General features: G+C 63.2%; 25 protein-coding genes. 12 read left to right on the top strand and 13 right to left on the bottom strand.

Going from position 1 to position 20,852, the window contains the following annotated elements:
- Positions 1-283: 283 nt before the first annotated feature.
- Positions 284-1,474 (bottom strand): benzoate/H(+) symporter BenE family transporter, encoded by a 1,191-nt coding sequence (locus tag VA602_RS11200; RefSeq protein WP_063545749.1) that lies wholly within the window; start codon positions 1,472-1,474, stop codon positions 284-286.
- Positions 1,475-1,616: 142 nt separating this feature from the next.
- Between VA602_RS11200 and VA602_RS11195 the strand changes: the two genes are divergently transcribed.
- Positions 1,617-2,219, top strand: a complete 603-nt coding sequence (locus VA602_RS11195; RefSeq protein ID WP_063545748.1) for a glutathione S-transferase family protein — start codon at positions 1,617-1,619, stop codon at positions 2,217-2,219.
- Positions 2,220-2,259: 40 nt separating this feature from the next.
- On the opposite strand, the gene VA602_RS11190 is transcribed toward VA602_RS11195, so the two are convergent.
- From VA602_RS11190 to VA602_RS11170, 5 genes are all read right to left on the bottom strand, one after another.
- Positions 2,260-2,631, bottom strand: coding sequence for a glutaredoxin family protein (locus tag VA602_RS11190; RefSeq protein ID WP_153774636.1), 372 nt, complete (start codon positions 2,629-2,631; stop codon positions 2,260-2,262).
- 76 nt (positions 2,632-2,707) lie between these two features.
- Positions 2,708-3,253, bottom strand: coding sequence for a GTP cyclohydrolase I FolE (gene folE, locus VA602_RS11185; protein ID WP_054891992.1), 546 nt, complete (start codon positions 3,251-3,253; stop codon positions 2,708-2,710).
- 69 nt (positions 3,254-3,322) lie between these two features.
- On the bottom strand, positions 3,323-3,883 hold the full coding sequence (locus VA602_RS11180) for a Smr/MutS family protein (protein WP_323453239.1): 561 nt from the start codon (positions 3,881-3,883) through the stop codon (positions 3,323-3,325).
- 70 nt (positions 3,884-3,953) lie between these two features.
- A complete protein-coding gene (locus VA602_RS11175; RefSeq protein WP_054891990.1) occupies positions 3,954-4,274 on the bottom strand; it encodes a hypothetical protein in 321 nt (106 codons plus the stop codon).
- A gap of 80 nt (positions 4,275-4,354) precedes the next feature.
- The gene (locus tag VA602_RS11170) at positions 4,355-4,945 is read right to left on the bottom strand and encodes a cysteine hydrolase family protein (protein WP_065862118.1); all 591 of its coding nucleotides are present in this window, start codon (positions 4,943-4,945) and stop codon (positions 4,355-4,357) included.
- 176 nt (positions 4,946-5,121) lie between these two features.
- Here VA602_RS11170 and prmB point away from each other — a divergent pair, with 176 nt between their 5' ends.
- Positions 5,122-6,030, top strand: coding sequence for a 50S ribosomal protein L3 N(5)-glutamine methyltransferase (prmB, locus tag VA602_RS11165; protein WP_065862117.1), 909 nt, complete (start codon positions 5,122-5,124; stop codon positions 6,028-6,030).
- Between the two features lie 36 nt (positions 6,031-6,066).
- Here prmB and VA602_RS11160 read toward each other — a convergent pair whose 3' ends face one another.
- Together VA602_RS11160 and VA602_RS11155 are read right to left on the bottom strand one after the other, a co-directional pair.
- Complete coding sequence (locus VA602_RS11160) at positions 6,067-6,849, bottom strand: hypothetical protein (RefSeq protein ID WP_054891987.1); 783 nt, start codon at positions 6,847-6,849, stop codon at positions 6,067-6,069.
- 140 nt (positions 6,850-6,989) lie between these two features.
- Positions 6,990-7,961, bottom strand: coding sequence for an alpha/beta hydrolase (locus VA602_RS11155; protein WP_226938337.1), 972 nt, complete (start codon positions 7,959-7,961; stop codon positions 6,990-6,992).
- A 122-nt stretch (positions 7,962-8,083) separates the two neighbouring features.
- Between VA602_RS11155 and aroC the strand changes: the two genes are divergently transcribed.
- The 3 genes from aroC (at position 8,084) to VA602_RS11140 (ending at position 10,933) form a co-directional block, all read left to right on the top strand.
- A complete protein-coding gene (gene aroC / locus VA602_RS11150) occupies positions 8,084-9,175 on the top strand; it encodes a chorismate synthase (protein WP_112898906.1) in 1,092 nt (363 codons plus the stop codon).
- Positions 9,176-9,248: 73 nt separating this feature from the next.
- Positions 9,249-10,403 (top strand): MFS transporter, encoded by a 1,155-nt coding sequence (locus tag VA602_RS11145; RefSeq protein WP_323453238.1) that lies wholly within the window; start codon positions 9,249-9,251, stop codon positions 10,401-10,403.
- The gene (locus VA602_RS11140) at positions 10,403-10,933 is read left to right on the top strand and encodes an oxidase (RefSeq protein ID WP_323453237.1); all 531 of its coding nucleotides are present in this window, start codon (positions 10,403-10,405) and stop codon (positions 10,931-10,933) included. The genes VA602_RS11145 and VA602_RS11140 overlap by 1 nt, the downstream gene beginning before the upstream one ends.
- Before the next feature lie 75 nt (positions 10,934-11,008).
- On the opposite strand, the gene VA602_RS11135 is transcribed toward VA602_RS11140, so the two are convergent.
- Positions 11,009-11,281 carry a DUF3509 domain-containing protein gene (locus VA602_RS11135; RefSeq protein WP_054891983.1) on the bottom strand — a complete coding sequence of 91 codons (273 nt, stop codon included), beginning with the start codon at positions 11,279-11,281 and terminating at the stop codon, positions 11,009-11,011.
- A 268-nt stretch (positions 11,282-11,549) separates the two neighbouring features.
- On the opposite strand from VA602_RS11135, the gene VA602_RS11130 reads away from it, so the two are divergent.
- Both VA602_RS11130 and VA602_RS11125 read left to right on the top strand, forming a co-directional pair.
- Positions 11,550-12,071, top strand: coding sequence for an ankyrin repeat domain-containing protein (locus VA602_RS11130; protein WP_054891982.1), 522 nt, complete (start codon positions 11,550-11,552; stop codon positions 12,069-12,071).
- Positions 12,072-12,126: 55 nt separating this feature from the next.
- On the top strand, positions 12,127-12,657 hold the full coding sequence (locus VA602_RS11125; RefSeq protein ID WP_323453236.1) for a hypothetical protein: 531 nt from the start codon (positions 12,127-12,129) through the stop codon (positions 12,655-12,657).
- Positions 12,658-12,714: 57 nt separating this feature from the next.
- On the opposite strand, the gene VA602_RS11120 is transcribed toward VA602_RS11125, so the two are convergent.
- Positions 12,715-13,653, bottom strand: a complete 939-nt coding sequence (locus tag VA602_RS11120; protein WP_323453235.1) for a ZIP family metal transporter — start codon at positions 13,651-13,653, stop codon at positions 12,715-12,717.
- A 128-nt stretch (positions 13,654-13,781) separates the two neighbouring features.
- On the opposite strand from VA602_RS11120, the gene VA602_RS11115 reads away from it, so the two are divergent.
- The 4 genes from VA602_RS11115 (at position 13,782) to VA602_RS11100 (ending at position 17,135) form a co-directional block, all read left to right on the top strand.
- Entirely contained in the window at positions 13,782-13,973 is a 192-nt protein-coding gene (locus VA602_RS11115) for a PLDc N-terminal domain-containing protein (RefSeq protein ID WP_054891979.1), read from the top strand.
- Between the two features lie 152 nt (positions 13,974-14,125).
- Complete coding sequence (locus VA602_RS11110) at positions 14,126-16,204, top strand: LTA synthase family protein (RefSeq protein WP_323453234.1); 2,079 nt, start codon at positions 14,126-14,128, stop codon at positions 16,202-16,204.
- A gap of 178 nt (positions 16,205-16,382) precedes the next feature.
- Positions 16,383-16,619, top strand: a complete 237-nt coding sequence (locus tag VA602_RS11105; protein WP_125931685.1) for a hypothetical protein — start codon at positions 16,383-16,385, stop codon at positions 16,617-16,619.
- Between the two features lie 183 nt (positions 16,620-16,802).
- A complete protein-coding gene (locus VA602_RS11100) occupies positions 16,803-17,135 on the top strand; it encodes a ribonuclease E inhibitor RraB (RefSeq protein WP_323453233.1) in 333 nt (110 codons plus the stop codon).
- Positions 17,136-17,172: 37 nt separating this feature from the next.
- On the opposite strand, the gene VA602_RS11095 is transcribed toward VA602_RS11100, so the two are convergent.
- A complete protein-coding gene (locus VA602_RS11095) occupies positions 17,173-17,973 on the bottom strand; it encodes a cytochrome c (RefSeq protein ID WP_323453232.1) in 801 nt (266 codons plus the stop codon).
- Positions 17,974-18,499: 526 nt separating this feature from the next.
- On the opposite strand from VA602_RS11095, the gene VA602_RS11090 reads away from it, so the two are divergent.
- Positions 18,500-19,234: an amidotransferase gene (locus tag VA602_RS11090; RefSeq protein WP_200603770.1), complete on the top strand. Its 735-nt coding sequence runs from the start codon at positions 18,500-18,502 to the stop codon at positions 19,232-19,234.
- Positions 19,235-19,308: 74 nt separating this feature from the next.
- Here the strand turns inward: VA602_RS11090 and VA602_RS11085 are convergent, their stop codons facing one another.
- Entirely contained in the window at positions 19,309-20,280 is a 972-nt protein-coding gene (locus VA602_RS11085; protein WP_054891973.1) for a magnesium and cobalt transport protein CorA, read from the bottom strand.
- A 70-nt stretch (positions 20,281-20,350) separates the two neighbouring features.
- A partial coding sequence (locus VA602_RS11080) for a lysophospholipid acyltransferase family protein (RefSeq protein WP_323453231.1) occupies positions 20,351-20,852 on the bottom strand: 502 nt, incomplete at its 5' end.

Below are 20,852 nucleotides of genomic sequence, written 5' to 3'. Positions count from 1 at the left end.
CCTGGCAGGATGTGGAGTTGCCTCAGTGCAAGAGCGCAACACCGGCGTAAATTCGAACGCCGTACGTGTGGGAGCGGGTTTACCCGCGAAAAAGACACCGCGCTGCCTGGCACGGGCTACGCCCGTGTTCGCGGGACAAGCCCGCTCCCACAGGGATTGGGCTGGTCTTTAGATTTTGAGCAAGACAGTTGCTCCCACAGGTACGGCGCAGCCTTCAATATTGCTGGACCTCTGTGGGAGCGGGCTTGCCCGCGAAGAGGTCGGTACAGGCAACCAATAACCTTTACCCCTTGCGCGGACTCAGGATCAGCAAGGTAATCACCCCCGCCACGATTCCCCAGAACGCCGAACCGATCGAAAACAGCGTCAGCCCCGAGGCCGTCACCATGAAGGTGATCAGCGCCGCCTCACGCTCCCGCGCTTCGCTCATCGCCACGGTCAACCCGTTCATGATCGAGCCGAACAGCGCCAGCGCCGCAATCGACAGCACCAGCTCCTTTGGTAGCGCCGCGAACAGCGCCGCCAAGGTCGCGCCGAACACCCCGGCGATACCATAGAAGATTCCGCACCAGACCGCCGCGGTATAGCGCTTGGCCGGGTCTTCATGGGCGTGCGGGCCGGTGCAGATCGCCGCGCTGATGGCCGCCAGGTTGACCCCGTGCGAACCGAAGGGGGCCAGCAGCAGCGAGGCGAAGCCGGTCGCCGAGATCAGCGGTGAGGCCGGCACCTGGTAGCCGTCGGCGCGCAGCACGGCAACTCCGGGCATGTTCTGCGAAGTCATCGCCACCACGAACAGCGGGATGCCGATGCTGATGGTCGCTGCCAACGAGAAGCTCGGCGTGGTCCAGACCGGTTTTGCCACCTCCAGGTTGAAGTGGCTGAAGTCCAGCAGCCCCAGGATGCCGGACAGCGTCGTGCCGACCACCAGCGCGGCCAGTACGCAATAGCGCGGTGACAGGCGCTTGACCAGCAGGTAGCTGAAGAACATGCCCAGTACCAGCAGGGTGCGATGCTGGGCGGCGACGAAGATTTCACTGCCGATCTTGAACAGGATCCCTGCCAGCAAGGCCGACGCCAGCGACGCCGGAATACGCCGCACCAGGCGCTCGAAACTGCCGGTCAAGCCGCAGACCAGCACCAGCACGGCGCAGGTAATGTAGGCGCCGATGGCTTCGCCATAGCTGACACCGCCAAGGCTGGTGATCAGCAACGCGGCGCCCGGCGTCGACCAGGCCACGGTGATCGGGGTGCGATAGCGCAGCGACAGGCCGATGCTGCACACCGCCATGCCGATCGACAGGGCCCATATCCACGAGGAAATCTGCGCGGTGGTCAACCCGGCGGCCTGGCCAGCCTGGAACATCAGCACCAGGGAACTGGTGTAGCCGGTCAGCATGGCGATGAAACCGGCGACCACCGCCGATGGGGCGCTGTCCGCCAGTGGGCGCAGACGCGTGGAAGTGGCGTCGGTCATGGGGCATTCCTTGTTCATGTAAGCAGTTTTTTCAGACTAACGCGGGCGAATCGGAAGCTTGCCATACAGCAGTCATTGCATTTAGCCGTACAGTCCCCAACTATTGGGCGCTGACCTGCAACTGCACAGGAGGGGAGGGGCGATGTACAAGGTTTATGGGGATTACCAGTCGGGCAACTGCTACAAGATCAAGTTGATGCTGAATCTTCTGGGGCGCCCCTATGAGTGGCACTCGGTCGACATTCTCAAAGGCGAGACCGAGACCCCCGAGTTCCTGGCCAGAAACCCCAATGGCAAGGTGCCGGTGCTGGAGCTCGAAGACGGTACCTGCCTGTGGGAGTCCAACGCGATCCTCAACTTCCTCGCCGACGGCAGCGAGTTCCTGCCGACCGAGCCGCGCTTGCGCACCCAGGTGCTGCAATGGCAGTTCTTCGAGCAGTACAGCCACGAGCCTTACATTGCCGTGGCGCGTTTCATCCAGTTCTACCTGGGATTGCCGGATGAGCGCCTCGAGGAGTACCGCAAGTTGCACAAGGGCGGCTACAAGGCCCTCAAGGTGATGGAGCGCCAGTTGCAGATGACGCCGTACCTGGTGGGCGAGCAGTACTCGATCGCCGATGTGGCGTTGTATGCCTACACCCACGTGGCGCAACAGGGTGGCTTCGACCTGGCCGAGTATCCGGGGGTGAGGGCTTGGCTTGAGCGGGTTGCCAGCCATCCGCGGCATGTGCCGATGGTGGATTGATCGGCTTGGCAGCGGCGCAGTCCTTGTGACTGCGCCAGGCTCAGACCGACCCGAAGCGCTTTTCCAGATAGCCAATGATGTCCTTGGACTCATACATCCAGGTCACCTTGCCATCCTCTTCGATACGCAGGCACGGCACCTTTACCCGGCCGCCGCCTTCCTGCAGTGCCTGGCGGTGTTGCGGGTCGTTCTTCGCATCGCGCAGTGCCACCGGCACGTTGAGGCGGTGGAGGGCGCGGCGGGTCTTGACGCAGAACGGGCAGGCATGGAACTGGTACAGCGCCAGCCCCTTGGCCTGCTGCTCGACCTTGGCCTGGGCGGCGGCGTCGCGCTTGCGCTTGGCCGGGCGGCTGATCCAGTCGCCGAACACGATGAGCTGGCCGAGGCCGACTCGCAGGGCTTTGACGATCATGGGCAACTCCTGATCTGTGGTGCACAACGGAAAATAAAAAGCCGACCCCGAGGGGTCGGCTTCGCGCAGAGTCCGATCACTTGATCAGACTGAGGAATTCACTGCGGGTGGCGGCGTTCTCGCGGAACTCGCCAAGCATCACCGAAGTGATCATGCTCGAATTCTGTTTCTCGACACCGCGCATCATCATGCACATGTGCTTGGCCTCGATGACCACCGCAACGCCTGCGGCGCCGGTAACCTTCTCCACGGCCTCGGCGATCTGGCGGCTGAGGTTTTCCTGGATCTGCAGGCGACGTGCGTACATGTCGACGATCCGTGCCACCTTGGACAACCCCAGCACCTTGCCCTTGGGCAGGTAGGCCACATGGGCCTTGCCGATGAACGGCAGCATGTGGTGTTCGCACATCGAATAGAGCTCGATGTCCCGGACCAGCACCATCTCGCTGTTGTCCGAAGTGAACAGCGCACCGTTGGTGACTTCTTCCAGGGTTTGTTCATAACCGCGGCAAAGGTACTTCATGGCCTTTGCGGCCCGCTTGGGCGTGTCGAGCAGGCCCTCACGGGAGACGTCCTCGCCGATCTGGCTGAGGATCTCGGTGTAGTTCTGTTCCAGGGACATGGATCTACCTGTGGGAAAAAACGCAAAAACGAAGGTTACGGCGGCAAACGCGGCGCTGCAAGCGTGATGTCATTCGTCGCGACCGTCGAGCATGGTCCGCTTGAGCATCACGTACAAGGCGCCGGTGCCGCCATGACGGGCCTGGCAAGAGACGAAACCGAGCACTTGCGGGTGCTGGCGCAGCCAGGTGTTGACGTGGCTCTTGATCATAGGGCGCTTGCCGTCGATGCGCGCAGCCTTGCCATGGGTGACCCGCACGCAGCGCACTTCCAGCTTGGTGGCTTCGGCGATGAAGTCCCAGAGCGTTTCGCGCGCGCGTTCAACGGTCATGCCGTGCAGGTCGAGGCTGCCCTCGAAGGCGATCTGGCCGAGCTTGAGCTTGCGAATCTGGCTTTCCTGCACGCCGTCGCGGCGCCACATCAGTTCGTCTTCAGCGCCAACGTCGATGACGAACTGGTCCGACATGCCATCGACCACCAGCGGCTGGTCGCTGCGCACGGTAGCGGCCTGGCGCAGGCCGGCCAGCTGCTTGCGGTCGGCCTTGGGCTTGCCGACTTCGGCGCGGTCGTATGCGATGGGCTTGACGCCACGCACCTCGCTGCGGAAGAGGGAAAAGTCGTCGTCTTGCATGTGTGCCTCCACGTGGGCGGCGTATTCTACGCGAACGGCCCTGCGTCGTCAGCAGCGCGCTGGTCAACGCTCAATCATGCTTTTTCATCAAGTGCGGCGACAGGTTCAGCTCCCGCCCTCGGCGCAGGCGAATGCGGCTGCGCCGCCAGAAGCGCACCCCCAGGTACAGCATCAGCAGCCCGATCACCGTGAGAATGGCCGACAAGGGGCGGTTGGCATTGAGTTCGGCCAGGGCCTGGTAGTTGCCCAGTAGTCCGGCGAAACCGGCCATGGCCAGGAGGATGCCCAGGGTGGCGAGCAGGGCGGACAGGCCGGCAGCCAGGCGCGCGCCCCAGTTGCCCGGCTCGCGCGGGCGCAGGCGCTTGGCATCGAAACTGCCTTTGAGCTTCATTCCGTGTTCCTCTGTAGGTATCCGGAATCAGACCTGTGCTCGCCCGTCGGGTTCCGCCCGGCTGCCGGGCGGTTGCGCGGTCAGATCAGGCTGGCGGTCGGGGCGACACAGGCAAAGTTGTCGGCCATCACGGCCATCTCGCACTGGTGGATCTGCGCGGCCGGAATGACCGTATCCTTGAGCGCCAGGTCACGGGTGGCCGAGGCGTCTTCCACCAGGGTGCAGCGATAACCATAGTCCTTGGCACGGCGCACCGTGGTGCTGACGCTGGAGTGGCTCATGAAACCGCAGACGATCAGGTCCAGGTGGCCAAGCTGCTGCAGCGTCTCGTGCAGCTTGGTGTTCTTGAACGCGTTGGGCATGCGCTTTTCGATGACGATTTCGTCGCCTTGCGGCTCGAGGCCCGGAATGAATTCGCCAGCCGCACCCTGCGGGTCGAAGCGGCCACCGACGGTGCCGAGGTGGCGGACATGGATAATCGGGCGGCCGGCCTTGCGGGCAGCCTCGAGCAACTTGGCAATGTTCGCCACGGCCTCGTCCATGCCCGACAGCGCCAGTGGACCGCTCAGGTACTCCTTTTGCGCGTCGATGACGATCAGGCTGGCTTGGCTCAGCCTGGCCGGCGGGTAATCGCGGCCGGTGAGGCGGAACATCGTGGTTGGAACGGACATCAAGGGCTCCTTGGAAGGGCTTTTATCCCTCTATTCTCCCTTGCCTCGGCGCCAATGTGAATGGTTGACAACGCAGACGGCATGGTTACTGGCCTGTGGCTATCCGAACGGGAACCGGTGGAACATTTCAGCCGGGGGGCTGTTAGACTTTCGCACAGTCTGAAAAGGAGTACTCCGTGATCACATCCCGCCTGCGCACCCTGCGCGACCACATCCGCTGGGCGGTCAGCCGCTTCCATGAGCACGAGCTGTTCTTCGGTCATGGCGCCGACAACGCCTGGGACGAGGCCCGCCTCTTGGTGCTCGGTGCCGTGCATTTGCCTTGGGAGGTGGCCGACAGCTACCTGGACTGCCAGTTGGAGGATGACGAACGGGTGCGTCTGCAGCACTTGCTCAAGCGACGCATCGAGGAGCGGGTGCCGACTGCCTACCTGCTGGGTGAGGCGTGGTTCTGCGGCATGTCGTTCATCGTCGACGAGCGGGTTCTGATACCACGTTCCCCGATCGGCGAACTGATCGAGAAGCGCTTCGAACCGTGGCTGGCCAGCGAGCCGGCGCGGATCCTCGACCTGTGCACCGGCTCCGGCTGCATCGGAATCGTTGCCGCCGATGTGTTCCAGGAGGCCGAGGTGGTACTGGCCGACCTGTCCTTCGACGCGCTCGAAGTGGCCAATCAGAATATCGAGCGCCACGGCCTCGACCAGCGTGTATTCACCGTGCAGGGCGATGGTTTTGCCGGGCTGCCGGGCCAGCGTTTCGACCTGATCCTGTCCAATCCGCCCTATGTCGACGCCGAGGATTTCGCCGACATGCCCACCGAGTACCACCACGAGCCCGAGCTTGGCCTGGCCTGCGGCAACGACGGTCTGGACCTGGTGCGACGCATGCTTGCCGAGGCCGCTGATCACCTGACCGAGAAGGGCTTGTTGATTGTCGAGGTGGGCAACAGCCAGGTCCATGTCGAAGCCCTCTACCCGGAGGTGGACTTCGCCTGGCTGGAGTTCGAGCGCGGTGGCCACGGCGTGTTCATGCTGACGGCGCAGCAATGCCGGGACCACCAGGAGCTGTTTGCTTCGCGGGTTTGAGGCTTCGGTCGCGGGGCATGCCCCCGCGATCGGGCGTCAGCGAGTGGCAATCCAGATCAGCAGGCCGGCCTGGAACACCGCAAAGGCGACCAGGCAGGTGATGGTGAAGCGCAGGCCGCTGTCCTCGCGGCGGTACTTGGCCACACGCTCGTCGCGCTCGCGCAGTTGCGCTTCCTTCTCCTGCAGTTTCTGCTCTGCCTGTTGCAGCATGGTCGCCGCTTCGAGCATGTCGACGCGCTGCACCTTCTCGTTGCTCCAGGCGCTCTTGAGCTGGCCGACCGCCGTTTCGACGGTTCGGGCCTTGAGCATCTGGCCGTCGGCATACTCCACCTCCAGCCCTACGCTGCGCAGCACGTGGTCGCGACGCAGGCGCGAGTCTTCGTTGAGGGCATCCTTGCTGGGCAGGGCCATGCCCTCGACCTGGTAGTGCGACCATTTGCGCTGCAGCCATTGCACGGCCTGGGCCAGCACGTAGCGGCCAAGGCCGCGGTTGAGTGGCTCCAGTTGCAGGCCGGCGTCGTCACCGATGCGCACGACACGCTGTTCATGGTCGACCCGCACGTCGAGGCGGTTCTGCTCCTTGCGTACCTTCTGGCCTGGCAGCAGGATTTCCATGCGCAGCAGGCTGTTGGCCTTGTCGTGGCGCTCGGCGTAGCCGAACTGCACGAAACGCAGCGGTCGCGCGCCGCTGTTGCGGTCGGTGGGCAGCGGCGCCAGGCGCAGCAGCTGAAAGTGCTCGGCGGCCAGGTCCGCCCAGGGCAGCGGCGCGCTTTCCGGTGGTTGTTCTTCGATCGCCTCGGCGGCGGGTGCATCGGTCATCAGGGCAATCCTCAAGTGCACGGGCCGGGTGATGCCATACCTGTGCGCGCAACGCTTGCTGCACGATAAGGCTCTTTGGCATCACCGCCTCTTGCCATGCATTATCGGCAGCACCGGGCAAGACCTGAGGGGTAAAAGTGTCAGGCGGACTGCAAGCGGTGGATGAAGGCGACGATCCGCTCGCCCAGCTCGTGGGCCAGGGGAAGGTCAGGATTGCTGTAACTGTCGCGCTGCTCGCTCATCGCTCGCGGGCTGATGCGCAGCATATGGTTCATGCCATCGATCAGCACCAGCTCGGCGTCCGGTTTGGCGGCTTTCAGGCGCTCGGCGTCGTCGACCTCGACCTGCACGTCGTTGCGGCCCTGGACGATTAGTGCCGGTACCTGCAAACGCGAGAAGGCCTTGGCCGGGTCCTGGCGGAACAGTGAGATCAGGTAGGGCTGCACCGTCGGTCGAAACACCTCGCGCAAGGGCGTGGGCACATCCAGGCTGGTCTGGCCAGCCTGCAGGCGGTCGAGCAGGCTGTTGCCGCGGGCCAGTTGCGCCGGCGACAGGCGCTGGGCCAGTTGTTCACGCAGCACATCGGCAATGGGGCGGCCGCTGCCGGCCAGCGTGATCACCGCGCTGGCGCCGGCTTGATTGGCGGCGAGGCTGGCGATCAGCGCGCCTTCGCTGTGGCCGATCAGGATCACCGGGCCGAAGCGTGGGTCGGCTTGCAGCTTGTGCGCCCAGGCCACGACATCGGCGACATAACCTTCGACGCTCAGGTCGCGTTCGTCGGGCGCCGCCGGCTGGCTGGCGGCGACCCCGCGCTTGTCGTAGCGCACACTGGCGATGTGCTCGTTGGCGAGCAGTTGGGCCAGGCGCTTGAGGTTGTCGATGCGCCCGGATGCGGGGTTGTTGCCGTCGCGGTCGGTGGGGCCGGAGCCGGCGATGATCAGCGCCACCGGCGGCGGTGTGTCCTGCAGCGGCAACAGCAGGCTGCCGTGCAGCACGCCATGGCCGGTGTCGAGGTCGATGGGATGCTTGAGCACGGTAGGGGCGGCGGCCTGGGCCAGGCTTGTGAACAACAGCAGGAGCAGGGCGACGATGCGCATCTTCGGATACTGCATGGGGAGATGTTCGATTTGACCTGGGGTGCGAACGAAGGTTCTCGCGATTTTTTTCGCAAAGCTGCGGCTTTCCGTATACTGGCGGCCTCTTTCAAGTTCAGGCTGATTTTCGCGGAGCGTCCATGTCCGGCAATACCTACGGCAAGCTGTTCACCGTCACCACCGCAGGCGAAAGCCATGGCCCCGCGCTGGTCGCCATCGTCGACGGCTGCCCGCCGGGCCTGGAAATTTCGCTGGCCGACCTGCAGCACGACCTGGATCGTCGCAAGCCCGGTACCAGTCGGCACACCACCCAGCGTCAGGAAGCCGACGAAGTCGAAATCCTCTCCGGGGTGTTCGAAGGTCGTACCACCGGTTGCTCGATTGGCCTGCTGATCCGCAACACCGACCAGAAGTCCAAGGACTACTCGGCCATCAAGGACCTGTTCCGCCCGGCCCACGCCGACTACACCTATCACCACAAGTACGGCATCCGTGATTACCGCGGCGGTGGCCGCAGCTCGGCCCGTGAAACCGCCATGCGCGTGGCGGCTGGTGCCATCGCCAAGAAGTTCCTGGCCACCCAGGGCATTCGCGTGCGCGGCTACATGAGCCAGTTGGGCCCGATCGAAATCCCCTTCAAGACCTGGGACAGCGTCGAGCAGAATGCCTTCTTCAGCCCCGACCCGGACAAAGTCCCTGAGCTTGAGACCTACATGGATCAACTGCGCCGTGACCAGGATTCGGTTGGCGCGAAGATCACCGTGGTCGCCGAGGGCGTGATGCCGGGCCTGGGCGAGCCGATCTTCGACCGCCTCGACGCCGAACTGGCCCACGCGCTGATGAGCATCAACGCGGTCAAGGGCGTGGAGATCGGTGCCGGGTTCGCCAGCATCGCCCAGCGCGGCAGCGAGCACCGCGACGAGCTCACGCCAGAAGGCTTCCTCAGCAATAACGCCGGCGGCATTCTCGGGGGTATTTCGTCGGGTCAGCCGATCGTTGCCCACCTGGCACTCAAGCCAACCTCGAGCATCACCGTGCCGGGCCGCTCGATCGACGTTAACGGGGACCCGGTTGACGTCATCACCAAGGGGCGCCATGACCCGTGCGTGGGCATTCGCGCCACGCCGATCGCCGAGGCGATGATGGCCATCGTGCTGATGGACCACCTGCTGCGCCACCGTGCGCAGAATGCCGAGGTGAAGGTCAACACCCCGGTACTGGGCCAGCTCTGATCTAGCCAGGCACGGCCTCTTCGCGGAGCATTGCCCGCGAAGAGGTCGGTACAGGTCCCCACAAGGCCGATCCATGCAGCCCATCCCTTACTGGCGTCTGTCCAGCTTCTACCTCTGCTACTTCGCCTTGCTCGGTGCTACTGCACCCTTCCTGGCCCTGTACTTCGACCACCTCGGCTTCTCCCCGGCGCGCATCGGCGAGCTGGTGGCGATCCCCATGCTCATGCGCTGCATCGCCCCCAACCTGTGGGGCTGGCTGGGTGACCGCAGCGGTCGGCGTCTGCTGATCGTGCGCCTGGGGGCGCTGTGTACGCTGGCGACCTTTTCCCTGATCTTCTTCGCCAAGAGCTACGCCTGGCTGGCGCTGGTCATGGCCTTGCACGCGTTCTTCTGGCATGCGGTGCTGCCGCAGTTCGAAGTGATCACCCTGGCGCATCTGCACGGGCAGACCTCGCGCTACAGCCAGGTCCGGTTATGGGGCTCGATCGGTTTCATCCTCACCGTGGTTGGGTTGGGGCGGTTGTTCGAATGGTTGAGCCTGGACATCTACCCGCTGGCGATGGTCAGCATCATGGCTGGCATCGTCATCGCCAGCCTGTGGGTGCCCAATGCCCAACCGGTCGAGCACGCCGAGCGGCGCGGGGCAGAGGGCTTTCTCAAGCAACTGGCGGCTCCGGGCGTGCTGGCGTTCTATATCTGCGTGGCGCTGATGCAGCTCAGCCACGGCCCGTACTACACCTTCCTCACCCTGCACCTTGAACACCTGGGCTACAGCCGCGGCGCCATTGGCCTGCTGTGGGCGCTCGGGGTGGTCGCCGAGGTGCTGATGTTCATGCTGATGAGCCGGATCTTCGCGCGCTTCCCGGTGCGCAGCGTATTGTTGGTGAGCTTCTTGCTGGCCTCGTTGCGCTGGCTGCTGCTGGGCAGCCTTGCCGATATTCCGGCGGTGCTGATTCTCGCCCAGTTGCTGCATGCAGCCACCTTCGGCTGCTTCCACGCCGCTTCCATCGCCTTCGTCCAGTCCAGCTTCGGCGCTCGCCAGCAGGGGCAGGGCCAGGCGCTGTATGCGGCGCTGTCCGGCACCGGTGGCGCGCTGGGTGCGCTTTATTCGGGCTACAGCTGGAAACTGCTCGGCCCGCAGTTCACCTTTGGTATGGCCAGCGTCGCAGCGCTGGCTGCAGCCGTTATCATTGCCCTTCGTTCGCAACAGACCAGGAACAGCCCCTGATGAGCATTCTCAGCGTTTTTCATTCCAGCAGCCCGCAGCTGGCGAACAAGGTGCTGACCCACCATGAAGACATTGCCGCCACCCTGGCCGAGCAGGGCGTGCAATTTGCACGGCGCGACCACGGCCTGCGCGTTCGCCCAGGCAGCGCCGAGGCCCAGGTGCGCGAAGAGGCCGGTGGCCTGATCGACATGCTGATGACCACGCACGGTTGCCAGACCCTGACGCTGCTGAACCGAGACGGCGATCAGCCGACCGAGGTCGACCTGCGTGATGAGCACGTGCATGACGCCGTCGAGGTATTCGCGATGGTGAGCGGGCGAGGCCAAGTCAGCCTGCGTCTGGGTGAGCAGGTATTTGCGCTACTTTGCGAGAAAGGCGATGTGCTGGTAGTGCCTGCGCAGACTCGACGCTGGATCGATCTGGGTGATACACCGTTCTGCCTGGCCGTGCGCTTGTTTGGCAACGAGCAGGGCATCCGCATGACCGGCGACGAACAGGCACGACAGTTTGCAGGGATGAGCGAGCTGTAATAGATCGCGGGGCAATCCTCTTCCCACAGAATCCCTTCGTGGAAGGAGGATTGCCCCGCGAAACGGGCGGCACTGTCAACGATAGGTCGGCAGGGCGAAACGTTGCTGGCTTTGCAGCATGGAGATAACAGGCAGTTCGCTGGCTTGCTCGGCCAGGTCGCGGCGAATGGCACTGATAGCCCAGGACAGTTGCTCGGCGCTGTGCAGTTGCGCATAGGAGAGCACACGACGAGTCACGGTGCCGTCGGCGGCGCGCAGGGTCAGCAGGATGCCGCCGTCCGGACGGGACTTGGTGTCGACCTGATAGGCTGGGAAGACCGAAACGAATTTTTCCTGGATGAGGTCCATATCAACTCCTGACGTGTAGGTTGGCAGACGTGAGTTGATGGTTGCAGTGACCGTGCCAGGCTTTTAAATAAAATAATTTCCTTTAAAAACAATAAGTTAGGTTGTTTTTTGGAATTGATTGCCGTGCATTGTGCATGGTCGTGCATTTTGCACAGTGCATTTTGCAAGGTCATAGAGCCTGCCTCTCGGTCCCATAGAATCTGAACCTTTGCTGCCCGGCGATGGCCTGACACAAAATTGGGCCAACACACTTGCCAGGAGGTTCCAGATGTCCGACCAACAGCCCACCGCGATGACCGAAGAAGAATCCGCCGCCTTCGCTGAAGAAGTATTCGAGCGCGCCCGCCGAGGCGATGCCGCCATGCTCGAGCGCCTGCTTGACGGTGGCTTGCCGGCTAACCTGCGCAATCACAAGGGCGACACCTTGCTGATGCTGGCGAGCTACCATGGTCATCACGAGGCGGTAAAGGTGCTGCTGGCCCATGGCGCAGACCCCTTGATCGCCAACGACAATGGCCAATTACCGATTGCTGGTGCTGCCTTCAAGGGCGACCTGGCGATGATCCGGCTGTTCATCGAGCACGGGGTGCCGGTGGACGCGGCAGCCGTCGATGGCCGCACGGCATTGATGCTGGCAGCGATGTTCAACCGCAGCGAAATCCTCGACTATCTCCTGGCCCAGGGCGCCGACCCTACCCGCCAGGATGCGCGTGGCGCTACCGCGCTGGTCGCGGCGCAGACCATGGGTGCCAGCGAAGCAGCCGCTCGCCTGCAGGCGCTGGTCGGCTGACACCTCGGGGGGTATCCTTGGCGCCTTTTTCGCCATTCGCCAAGCAGGGCCCCCCATGAAGAACCAGTTGCTCGAATTCATCAGCCTCATCGGCGCCGGTTGCCTGCGCGAGGTGGACATCGAGCGTATCGCCGACGAGGCCGCCCAGGCCTACGCCGACCCTGCCGCTTTTCTTGCGGCCAATCCCGACATCAACTACGACGACAGTTTCCCGATCCCGCTGGGCGAATGGGTGGTGCTCGGCAGTCTGCCGGACACCGTGGTGTTCCAGGCCGACAGCTACCAGGACCTGTTCCAGGCGATCAGCGATTCGTTCGACAAGAGCGTGCCCTTCACCCTCAAGCCCAAGCAGTTAGCACGTACCGAGCCGCTGACCGCGCTCAACCGCATCCAGGTGCAGATGGGTGCACTGAACAAGGAAGCGGGCGGGTATGTGCTGCTGAACTTCAGCCAGTTGCTCGATGACGAGCTGCAGATGGTGATGGTCGGTCAGCAGGACCTGGCGCGCGTGCTGGAGCTGGGCAGCGAGTTGGGCATCAAGGTGGAGCCGGCGTTGGAGGCCTTGAAGGTCGCGGTGCACGTCTGACGCGGCGATTGCCTGTTGCAGGGGCGGCGAACGCCGCCCTCATGAGGCTCCTGCAGATCAGCCCAGCGCGGTATCCAGGAACATCATCACCGCAAAGCCGCCCATCAGGCCCAGCGTTGCCGAGGTCTGGTGGCCGTTGCGGTGAGTTTCCGGAATCACCTCGTGCGACACCACGAAGATCATCGCGCCCGCTGCCAGGCCCATGCTGATCGGGTAGGCGAGGGCGAAGCCAGTAGAGATGCCCAGGCCGATCACTGCCCCCAGCGGCTCCATCAGGCCAGAGCCGATCGCCACCAGCGCGGCCTTGAAGTTCGACAATCCTGTGGCGCGCAGGGCCATGGCCACGGCCAGGCCTTCGGGAATGTCCTGGATCGCGATGGCGCTGGTCAGCGGCAGGCCGATGCTCATGTCACCGTTGGTGAAACTTACGCCGATGGCCATGCCCTCGGGCAGGTTGTGCAGGGTAATGGCGAGCACGAACAGCCACACTCGGTTGATTCGTTCGGCGTCTGGCCCACAAGGGCCTGTGCTCTCGTGCTCGTGTGGGGTGAATCGGTCCAGGCCGAGCATCAGCAGCACGCCCAGAGCCATACCCAGCACGACGACGCCCGCGGCGGCGGGGCCGTTGCCAGTGATTTCCCGTGCGGCATCCAAACCCGGCAGGATCAGCGAGAACGAACTGGCGGCGAGCATCATGCCGGCAGCAAAGCCCAGCATCACATCCTGGCTGCGCGCACTGACATCGCGCAGCACCACGGCCAACACCGCGCCCAGGGCCGTGGCGCCAAAGCCCGACAGCCCGCCCAGCACCGCCAGGTGCAGGTTCTGTGAGTGATCGCCGTTGACGGCATTCCACAGGCTGGCCAGCAGCAGGAGTACGATCGCCAGCAGGCTCAGCCCAAGGCCTGCACTGAGCCAGGGGGTACTCAGCGCTTGCTGGCGCCAGGCATCGATGAGAGAAGGGGTGGCGGCGCTGTGGCTGTGGGCGGGTGGCATGGGAACCTCGAAAGCGATGGATGACAGCAGTCTATCCAGTGACCTGCAAGCTCTGCCAAGGATTCCCTTCTATCGCGCCGATAGCAGGCTATGCTCAGCCACAGGAACGTTCACGCAGGAGTTGCAGCATGGGTTCTACCTTCAACAGCCTGGTCGGGCTGGTCATTCTGGCCCTGGATATCTGGGCGATCATCAACGTGCTGAAAAGCGGCAGCGAGACAGGGATCAAGATCCTGTGGATTCTGCTCATCCTGCTGTTGCCGGTGCTGGGCCTGATCATCTGGGCAATTGCCGGTCCGCGGGGCAACGTGCGCCTCTGACCGTTCATCGTGACAAAATTTTCACACGGCATTAACCAAACTCCGCGCCGCACATTTAATGTATGGGCCCTTGCCGGCGATTGTCCGGCACAGGACTGCGAGGCTGCGTCCAGCGCCTTTCCCAACCCCGAAATCCTAGGATCTTCCCATTCATGGCTAACACGGATGCCTTGAAGCAACGGGCCGCGTCGGCACCGTTCTCGCCGACCCTCAAATCGCACCTCGCCTACACCTTGCTCAGCGGCTTGCTGATCATGCTGATGCTCAGCCTGGTGCGCCTGGCGCTGCTGATCTACAACAGCGACATGATCGGCGACACCCCGTACTCCACGGTGGCCGAAGGCTTCCTCAACGGCCTGCGCTTCGACCTGCGGGTGGTGGTGTACCTGAGCATTCCGTTGCTGCTGGCCCTGAACAGCCCCTGGGCCATGGCACGGCGTGGCTTCTTCCGTTTCTGGCTGACCGTCACTTCTAGCATCGTGATGTTCCTTGGCCTGATGGAGCTGGATTTCTATCGTGAATTCCACCAGCGCCTGAACGGCCTGGTCTTCCAGTACATCAAGGAAGACCCCAAGACCGTCATGAGCATGCTCTGGTACGGCTTCCCGGTGGTTCGCTACCTGCTGGCGTGGCTGTTCGGCACCTGGCTGCTGAGCCTGCTGTTCAAGGGCATCGACCGTCTGACCCGCGGTGGCCAGGGCAGCGGCCAGATCGTCGCTCAGCGCCGTGTCGCACCCTGGTACGGCCGCCTGGCGGTGTTCATGGTCATCCTGCTGGTGGCGGTCGTCGCCGCCCGTGGAACCCTGCGCCAGGGGCCACCCATGCGCTGGGGCGATGCCTTCACCACCGACTCCAACTTCGTCAACCAGCTGGGCCTGAACGGCACCTTGACGCTGATCGACGCCGCCAAGAGCCGTTTCGGCGAAGACCGCGCCAATATCTGGAAACCGGTGCTGGAAACCGGAGTCGCCCAGCAAAGCGTGCGTGACCTGCTGCTGACCCCCAACGACACACTGGTCGATGCCGACCAGGCGGCCATCCGCCGCGACTTCGTGCCGCCGGCCGGCAACACCCTGCCGATCAAGAACGTGGTAGTGATCCTCATGGAGAGCTTCGCCGGTCACTCGGTGGGCGCCCTGGGCAGCCCGAACAACATCACCCCGTACTTCGACAAGCTGGCCAAGGAAGGGCTGTTGTTCGATCGCTTCTTCTCCAACGGCACCCACACTCACCAGGGCATGTTCGCCACCATGGCGTGCTTCCCCAACCTGCCGGGCTTCGAGTACCTGATGCAGACTCCCGAGGGCGGGCACAAGCTCTCGGGCCTGCCGGCGCTGCTCAGCGCCCGTGACTACGACGATGTCTACGTCTACAACGGCGACTTCGCCTGGGACAACCAGTCCGGGTTCTTCGGCAACCAGGGCATGACCACCTTCATCGGCCGCAACGACTTCGTCAATCCGGTGTTCTCCGACCCGACCTGGGGCGTTTCGGACCAGGACATGTTCGACCGTGCCAACCAGGAGCTGGCCCACAACTACGGCAAGAAACCGTTCTACGCCTTGCTGCAGACGCTCTCCAACCACACCCCGTACGCCTTGCCCAAGGACCTGCCGGTGGAGAAGGTCACAGGGCAGGGCCGCCTGGACGAGCACCTGACCGCCATGCGCTACTCCGACTGGGCGTTGGGGCAGTTCTTCGAGAAGGCGCGCAAGGAGCCTTACTTCAAGGAGACCCTGTTCGTGATCGTCGGCGACCATGGTTTCGGTAACCATCAGCAGGTCACCGAGCTGGATCTGGGCCGTTTCAACGTGCCGCTGCTGCTCATCGCACCGGGTATCCAGGACAAGTTCGGTGCGGTCAACCACACCGTTGGCACCCAGGTCGATATCGTGCCGACCATCATGGGTCGCCTGGGTGGCGACACCCGTCACCAGTGCTGGGGTCGTGATCTGCTGAACCTGCCTGCCGGTGACCAGGGCGTGGGCATGATCAAGCCATCGGGCAGCGAGCAGATCGTTGGCCTGGTGCAGGGGGATCACATCCTCATCGAGTCCAAGGACATGACGCCGCGGATGTATCGCTACCAGTTGGGGCGTGAGTTCAAGGCCGAATTGATCGAGAGCCCGGATCAGCCTGAGATGCTCAAGAAGCTCGAGGCCTATATCCAGACCGCGACCAAGAGCCTGCTGGACAACACCGCCGGCGTGGTTCACGGCAAGCCTGAGTAACGCTTGCCCGTAAGCAGAAGCCCGCCGATGATGGCGGGCTTTTTCATTTACGGCATCTGTCATCGCTTGCTGAAGAAATCTTCATCTCCATCCCTCAGCCACTCTGAACATCAGCCTTTGTGTATGGTCAGCTAAGTACGGATATCACTCACCGTTGTGCTTCCAAGAGGGTCGATCAATGAAAGAGTGGGAAGTCATCTTTGCTGATCAGAAAGGTGTACCGCAGTCCCTGCTGCTCAAAAGCGAGCACCTGCCCAGTGAAGAGGATGCGGCGCGGGCCATCCGCTCCAAGCTGTTTCCGCTCATGGATGAACTGGACCTCAACGATTTCCAGGACCGAAAACCTTCCCCTACCGCGCTGTGGCTCAAGGAGCAGAACGGCGTGATCATCACCACCATCCACGAAGCGCCCTGAACCGGGCACCTGGCAAGGTGCCGTCACAGGCACTACGCTAGACAGAGGCGTCGGTCTTCTGCGGGTCGGCGCCGTTTTCATTCGCGTCTTGCATCAGCTCGAACTGCCAGGCCCCTTGCGGGCTGCCGGCAGGTGCGTAGTGCACGGAAAGTCTATCCCTTGGGTTTTTCAGGAGGACGTTTCATGAGCAGCCAGAACGAAGACATCAGCAGCAGAGTGCTTCGCCAGATGAAAGCGGGTGGTTTCGACTTCACCCAGATCCATCCCATCGAGTTCTATGCCACTTTTCCAGACGAAGTCGGGGCACGCCGGGCCGCGGGGCAATTCCGCGGGGAGTCGATCAATGCCCAGATACACGAGCGCGATGACGGCGCCTGGCACCTGGAACTGAGCAAGGTCATGTACGCCACCTACCGAGGGATCGGGGCTTTCGAGGAGGCCTTCGAGGCGGTGATTTCACCGCTGGGAGGCGAGGTCGAGGGTTGGGGCGTCAAACAGGAAAGACTCATCGCCTGACGCGTTCGGGGCTGCGCTGCGGCCCCGCGCATTCTTCTCAAGGTCGCCGCTTGGCCATGTGCCCGAGGTAGGCGATCAGCGCATCGAGCTCCTGCTCGCTCAACACATCCTTCGAGAACCCCGGCATGCGTGCCTGCGGCCACTGCCTGAGGCTCTGCGGGTCGCGAATGTACAGGCGCAGGTAACCCGGCTGGAAGTACTCGGTGGGGTTGTGCGGCAGGTTCAGGTCCGGCCCGAACTGGGCATCCCCCGCACCGTTGAGGCGATGACAGGCCAGGCAGTTCTGCTGGAACAATGCAAAACCCTGGCGTACCGGGTCTTGCGCGGGAAGCTCGGGCGCAGGCAGCAAGGCAGGAAAGCGCTCGGCGACCGGCGCCAGGCGACGGATACTGGCGATCTGGTAGGGCCATTGTTCGGGGCGGATGTTGCTTGCCTGCGGGTCGGTCCAGACCAGATAGAACGGGCCGGCGCCGGGCTTGTCCTGGGCCAGCGCTGGCCATGGCTGGCGCGGATCTTCCACGGCCAACCACGCCCGTGCCGGGCCTTCCTGCAGCAGCGGCGCAGCGGGCATCTCCGCGGCAAAGCCATCAAGTGCCACCGCTTGCAGGTGATCGCCGGGCTTCACCCCTTCGAGCAGGGTCGCCAGCGGCACCGCACGGTAATGCATGGGGCGTTTGTAGGCGACGTCCTGGGGGATGTCGATCGCACGCGCCTGCGGGTGCTCGAGCAATTGCTCGGACTGCCATTGGCGTTGACCGTTGCCCAGCTCCAGTGTCAATTGCGCAGCCGCCAGTGGCAGGCTGACCAACAGCAACAGCAAACTCAGGCAATGGCGCATGAGCGATCTCCAACCCGGACAGGTCGGCAGATTACCCTTGCGCAGCGTGCGAATGCCACCGCTGCCTTCAGCCGAACAAGCGTGTCAGGTTCGGCAGGATCAGCAGCAACGTGGTGGCGAAGAGTATGAGTCCGGCTTGGCGTACTTTCGATTGTCTGAACATGGCGGACCGCCTTCTTGTTGTTATTCCTGAATAGCCTTTGGCTTCCTTGTCTTGCGTCGGGTCGATCACTATGGCGTATGAAACGCAGGCCTTGCGTGCCTCTTGCGTGAATGTCTACCCCAACAGTAGGGCGAACACCGGCCTTGTTTGAGAACCCTTTGTTCTAAGCGTGTTTACAGGCATTTCTGAACGTTATGAGGCCATTGGCCATTTAGCTGGCATGCTCTGACTAGACACATCGAGGATCCTGTAGGGGCAGGGCCTGCCAGGTGACCGTTCGTCAGTGCACACCTCTTGCTTGTACGTGTCTTTCGCGTCAGTCTCTACATCAGATTCCACCACATGTCGTTCAGGACTATCCCTATGTCGTTACGCATCTGCATCCTTGAAACCGATGTCCTGCGACCGGAGTTGACCGCGCAGTACCAGGGCTACGGAAGGATGTTCGAGCAGCTGTTCTCGCGTCAGCCGATCGCCGCCGAGTTTCGCGTCTTCAACGTGATGAACGGCGAGTATCCGCCCGAAGGTGAAACCTTCGATGCCTACCTTGTGACCGGCAGCAAGGCCGACTCGTTCGGTACCGATCCCTGGATCCAGACCCTCAAGGCCTACCTGCTCAAGCTTTATGAGCGGGGCGAGAAGCTGCTGGGGGTCTGTTTTGGTCACCAGGTGCTGGCGCTGGTGCTGGGCGGCAAGGCCGAGCGCGCCGATCGCGGCTGGGGTCTGGGTATCCACCGCTACAGCCTGGCGGCCCACGCGCCATGGATGGACCCTGAGGTGACCGAACTGACCCTGCTGATCAGCCATCAGGACCAGGTGACCGCGTTGCCTGAAGGCGCAACCCTGATCGCCTCCAGCGATTTCTGCCCGAATGCGGCCTATCACGTGGGTGACCAGGTGCTGTGCTTCCAGGGGCATCCGGAGTTTGTCCACGACTATTCCCGTGCGCTGCTCGATGCGCGCCAGGACGTTCTGGGGGATGAGGTGTATCACCAGGCGGTGGCGAGCCTGGCCACCGAGCATCAGGGCGATCTGGTGGGCGAGTGGATGCTGCGGTTCGTCCAGCAACCGCGCAAGGGCAAGCAGAGCGCGGCCTGAGCCTGCCACTGCGTCGTTCTTTTCGCGGGCTTGTATGGCGCCGCCCCGAAAAGAACGACTCGCTAGCTAGCCCGTTACAACCATCCCGAGCGCTTGAAGCTCGCATACAGCCCTGCACATCCCGCCCCGATCACGCCCAGCACCGCAAAGTACCCGTAGTGCCAGCCCAGCTCCGGCATGTTCTGGAAGTTCATTCCGTAGATCCCGGCAATGGCCGTGGGGAAGGCGAGTATCGCCGCCCACGCAGCGAACTTGCGCTGCACGATGCTCTGGCGTGACGACTCCAGCAGCATGCCGATCTCGATGGTCTGGCTGGCGATGTCGCGGATGCCGACAAGGTCCTCCATCTGCCGCGTGACGTGGATCTGCACGTCGCGAAAGTACGGGCGCATGTTCTTGTCGATGAACGGAAAGCTCAGGCGCTGCAGCTCTTCGCCTATCTCCACCATCGGCGCCACGTAGCGGCGCAGGCGCAGGATATCGCGACGCAAGCTGTGCAGGCGGCGGATGTCCTGCTCTTGCAGTGAGCCGCTGAGCACGCTTTGCTCCAGCTCCTCGATCTCGCCATGGATCGCCTCGCTGACGGGCTGGTAGTTTTCGGTGACGAAGTCGAGCAGGGCGTAGAGCACGAAGTCCTCGCCATGCTCGAGCAGCAGCGGCCGCGCTTCGCAGCGCTGACGTACCAGGGCGTAGGATTTCGAATGGCCGTTGCGGCAGGTGATGATGTAGCCGTTGCCCGCAAAGATGTGGGTCTCGATGAACTCCAGCTTGCCCTCATGGCGCACCGGCGAATAGGTGACGATGAACAGCGCGTCGCCGAAGGTTTCGAGCTTGGGGCGGCTGTGCTTCTCCAGCGCGTCCTCGATGGCCAGTTCGTGCAGGCCGAACTGGCGCTGCAGGTTGGCCAGCTCCTGGGCGTTGGGCTCCTCCAGGCCTATCCAGACGAAGTGCCCAGGCTTGCGTGCCCATTCGCTGCCCTCGTCGAGGCTGATGTTGGTGACCTTTCTCCCGGCGCTGTACACCGCCGCTGCGACGACTCGACCCATGGTTGCCTGCTTCTTCGGTTGGACACCCCGACAGCTTGGGCCGTGCTGCGGCGTAGAGCAAGCTGGCGGCTCAGGCCTGCGGCAACTCCCGCTCCATACGATCGATGCACTGCTGCATCTGCAGTCGGCATTGCTCCATCAGCGCCGGCACGTCCTGCTGCCCCAGGCCATGGGTGGCGATCGGTGGCAAGGAGCGGACGATCACCGTGCGCTGTCGCCAACTGTTGAGGCTCAGGCGTTTGGCGTAGCGGCTGACGCATACCGGCACGATCGGCACGCCGGCCTCGACCGCCATGTGGAACGCGCCTTTCTTGAACGCCAGCAGATGTTCAGTCGGATTGCGTGTGCCTTCGGGGAAGATCCAGATCGAGGTGTCGTCGCGCAGGATCCGCGTGGTCAGTCGCATCGCCTTGCGCGCCTGGTAGGCATTCTTGCGGTCCACCAGTACGTTGCCGCCTAGCCAGAACAATTGGCCGAACAACGGAATCCAGCCCAGGCTCTTCTTGCCGATGGCGACCGTACGCCGTGGAACCACCTGGCCGAGGATGAACAGGTCGTAGTTGGATTGATGA

The organism is Pseudomonas machongensis (assembly GCF_034961125.1).
Taxonomy (GTDB): domain Bacteria; phylum Pseudomonadota; class Gammaproteobacteria; order Pseudomonadales; family Pseudomonadaceae; genus Aquipseudomonas; species Aquipseudomonas machongensis.
The sequence above is the reverse complement of the archived record's forward strand: the minus strand, read 5'-3'. Positions and strand labels throughout refer to the sequence as shown.

What these genes read in the sequence shown, in the direction of transcription:
- VA602_RS11200 (WP_063545749.1), bottom strand. Translation starts at nt 1,474, where the DNA reads ATGACCGACGCCACTTCCACGCGTCTGCGCCCACTGGCGGACAGCGCC.
- VA602_RS11195 (WP_063545748.1), top strand. Translation starts at nt 1,617, where the DNA reads ATGTACAAGGTTTATGGGGATTACCAGTCGGGCAACTGCTACAAGATC.
- VA602_RS11190 (WP_153774636.1), bottom strand. Translation starts at nt 2,631, where the DNA reads ATGATCGTCAAAGCCCTGCGAGTCGGCCTCGGCCAGCTCATCGTGTTC.
- folE (WP_054891992.1), bottom strand. Translation starts at nt 3,253, where the DNA reads ATGTCCCTGGAACAGAACTACACCGAGATCCTCAGCCAGATCGGCGAG.
- VA602_RS11180 (WP_323453239.1), bottom strand. Translation starts at nt 3,883, where the DNA reads ATGCAAGACGACGACTTTTCCCTCTTCCGCAGCGAGGTGCGTGGCGTC.
- VA602_RS11175 (WP_054891990.1), bottom strand. Translation starts at nt 4,274, where the DNA reads ATGAAGCTCAAAGGCAGTTTCGATGCCAAGCGCCTGCGCCCGCGCGAG.
- VA602_RS11170 (WP_065862118.1), bottom strand. Translation starts at nt 4,945, where the DNA reads ATGTCCGTTCCAACCACGATGTTCCGCCTCACCGGCCGCGATTACCCG.
- VA602_RS11160 (WP_054891987.1), bottom strand. Translation starts at nt 6,849, where the DNA reads ATGACCGATGCACCCGCCGCCGAGGCGATCGAAGAACAACCACCGGAA.
- VA602_RS11155 (WP_226938337.1), bottom strand. Translation starts at nt 7,961, where the DNA reads ATGCAGTATCCGAAGATGCGCATCGTCGCCCTGCTCCTGCTGTTGTTC.
- aroC (WP_112898906.1), top strand. Translation starts at nt 8,084, where the DNA reads ATGTCCGGCAATACCTACGGCAAGCTGTTCACCGTCACCACCGCAGGC.
- VA602_RS11145 (WP_323453238.1), top strand. Translation starts at nt 9,249, where the DNA reads ATGCAGCCCATCCCTTACTGGCGTCTGTCCAGCTTCTACCTCTGCTAC.
- VA602_RS11140 (WP_323453237.1), top strand. Translation starts at nt 10,403, where the DNA reads ATGAGCATTCTCAGCGTTTTTCATTCCAGCAGCCCGCAGCTGGCGAAC.
- VA602_RS11135 (WP_054891983.1), bottom strand. Translation starts at nt 11,281, where the DNA reads ATGGACCTCATCCAGGAAAAATTCGTTTCGGTCTTCCCAGCCTATCAG.
- VA602_RS11130 (WP_054891982.1), top strand. Translation starts at nt 11,550, where the DNA reads ATGTCCGACCAACAGCCCACCGCGATGACCGAAGAAGAATCCGCCGCC.
- VA602_RS11125 (WP_323453236.1), top strand. Translation starts at nt 12,127, where the DNA reads ATGAAGAACCAGTTGCTCGAATTCATCAGCCTCATCGGCGCCGGTTGC.
- VA602_RS11120 (WP_323453235.1), bottom strand. Translation starts at nt 13,653, where the DNA reads ATGCCACCCGCCCACAGCCACAGCGCCGCCACCCCTTCTCTCATCGAT.
- VA602_RS11115 (WP_054891979.1), top strand. Translation starts at nt 13,782, where the DNA reads ATGGGTTCTACCTTCAACAGCCTGGTCGGGCTGGTCATTCTGGCCCTG.
- VA602_RS11110 (WP_323453234.1), top strand. Translation starts at nt 14,126, where the DNA reads ATGGCTAACACGGATGCCTTGAAGCAACGGGCCGCGTCGGCACCGTTC.
- VA602_RS11105 (WP_125931685.1), top strand. Translation starts at nt 16,383, where the DNA reads ATGAAAGAGTGGGAAGTCATCTTTGCTGATCAGAAAGGTGTACCGCAG.
- VA602_RS11100 (WP_323453233.1), top strand. Translation starts at nt 16,803, where the DNA reads ATGAGCAGCCAGAACGAAGACATCAGCAGCAGAGTGCTTCGCCAGATG.
- VA602_RS11095 (WP_323453232.1), bottom strand. Translation starts at nt 17,973, where the DNA reads ATGCGCCATTGCCTGAGTTTGCTGTTGCTGTTGGTCAGCCTGCCACTG.
- VA602_RS11090 (WP_200603770.1), top strand. Translation starts at nt 18,500, where the DNA reads ATGTCGTTACGCATCTGCATCCTTGAAACCGATGTCCTGCGACCGGAG.
- VA602_RS11085 (WP_054891973.1), bottom strand. Translation starts at nt 20,280, where the DNA reads ATGGGTCGAGTCGTCGCAGCGGCGGTGTACAGCGCCGGGAGAAAGGTC.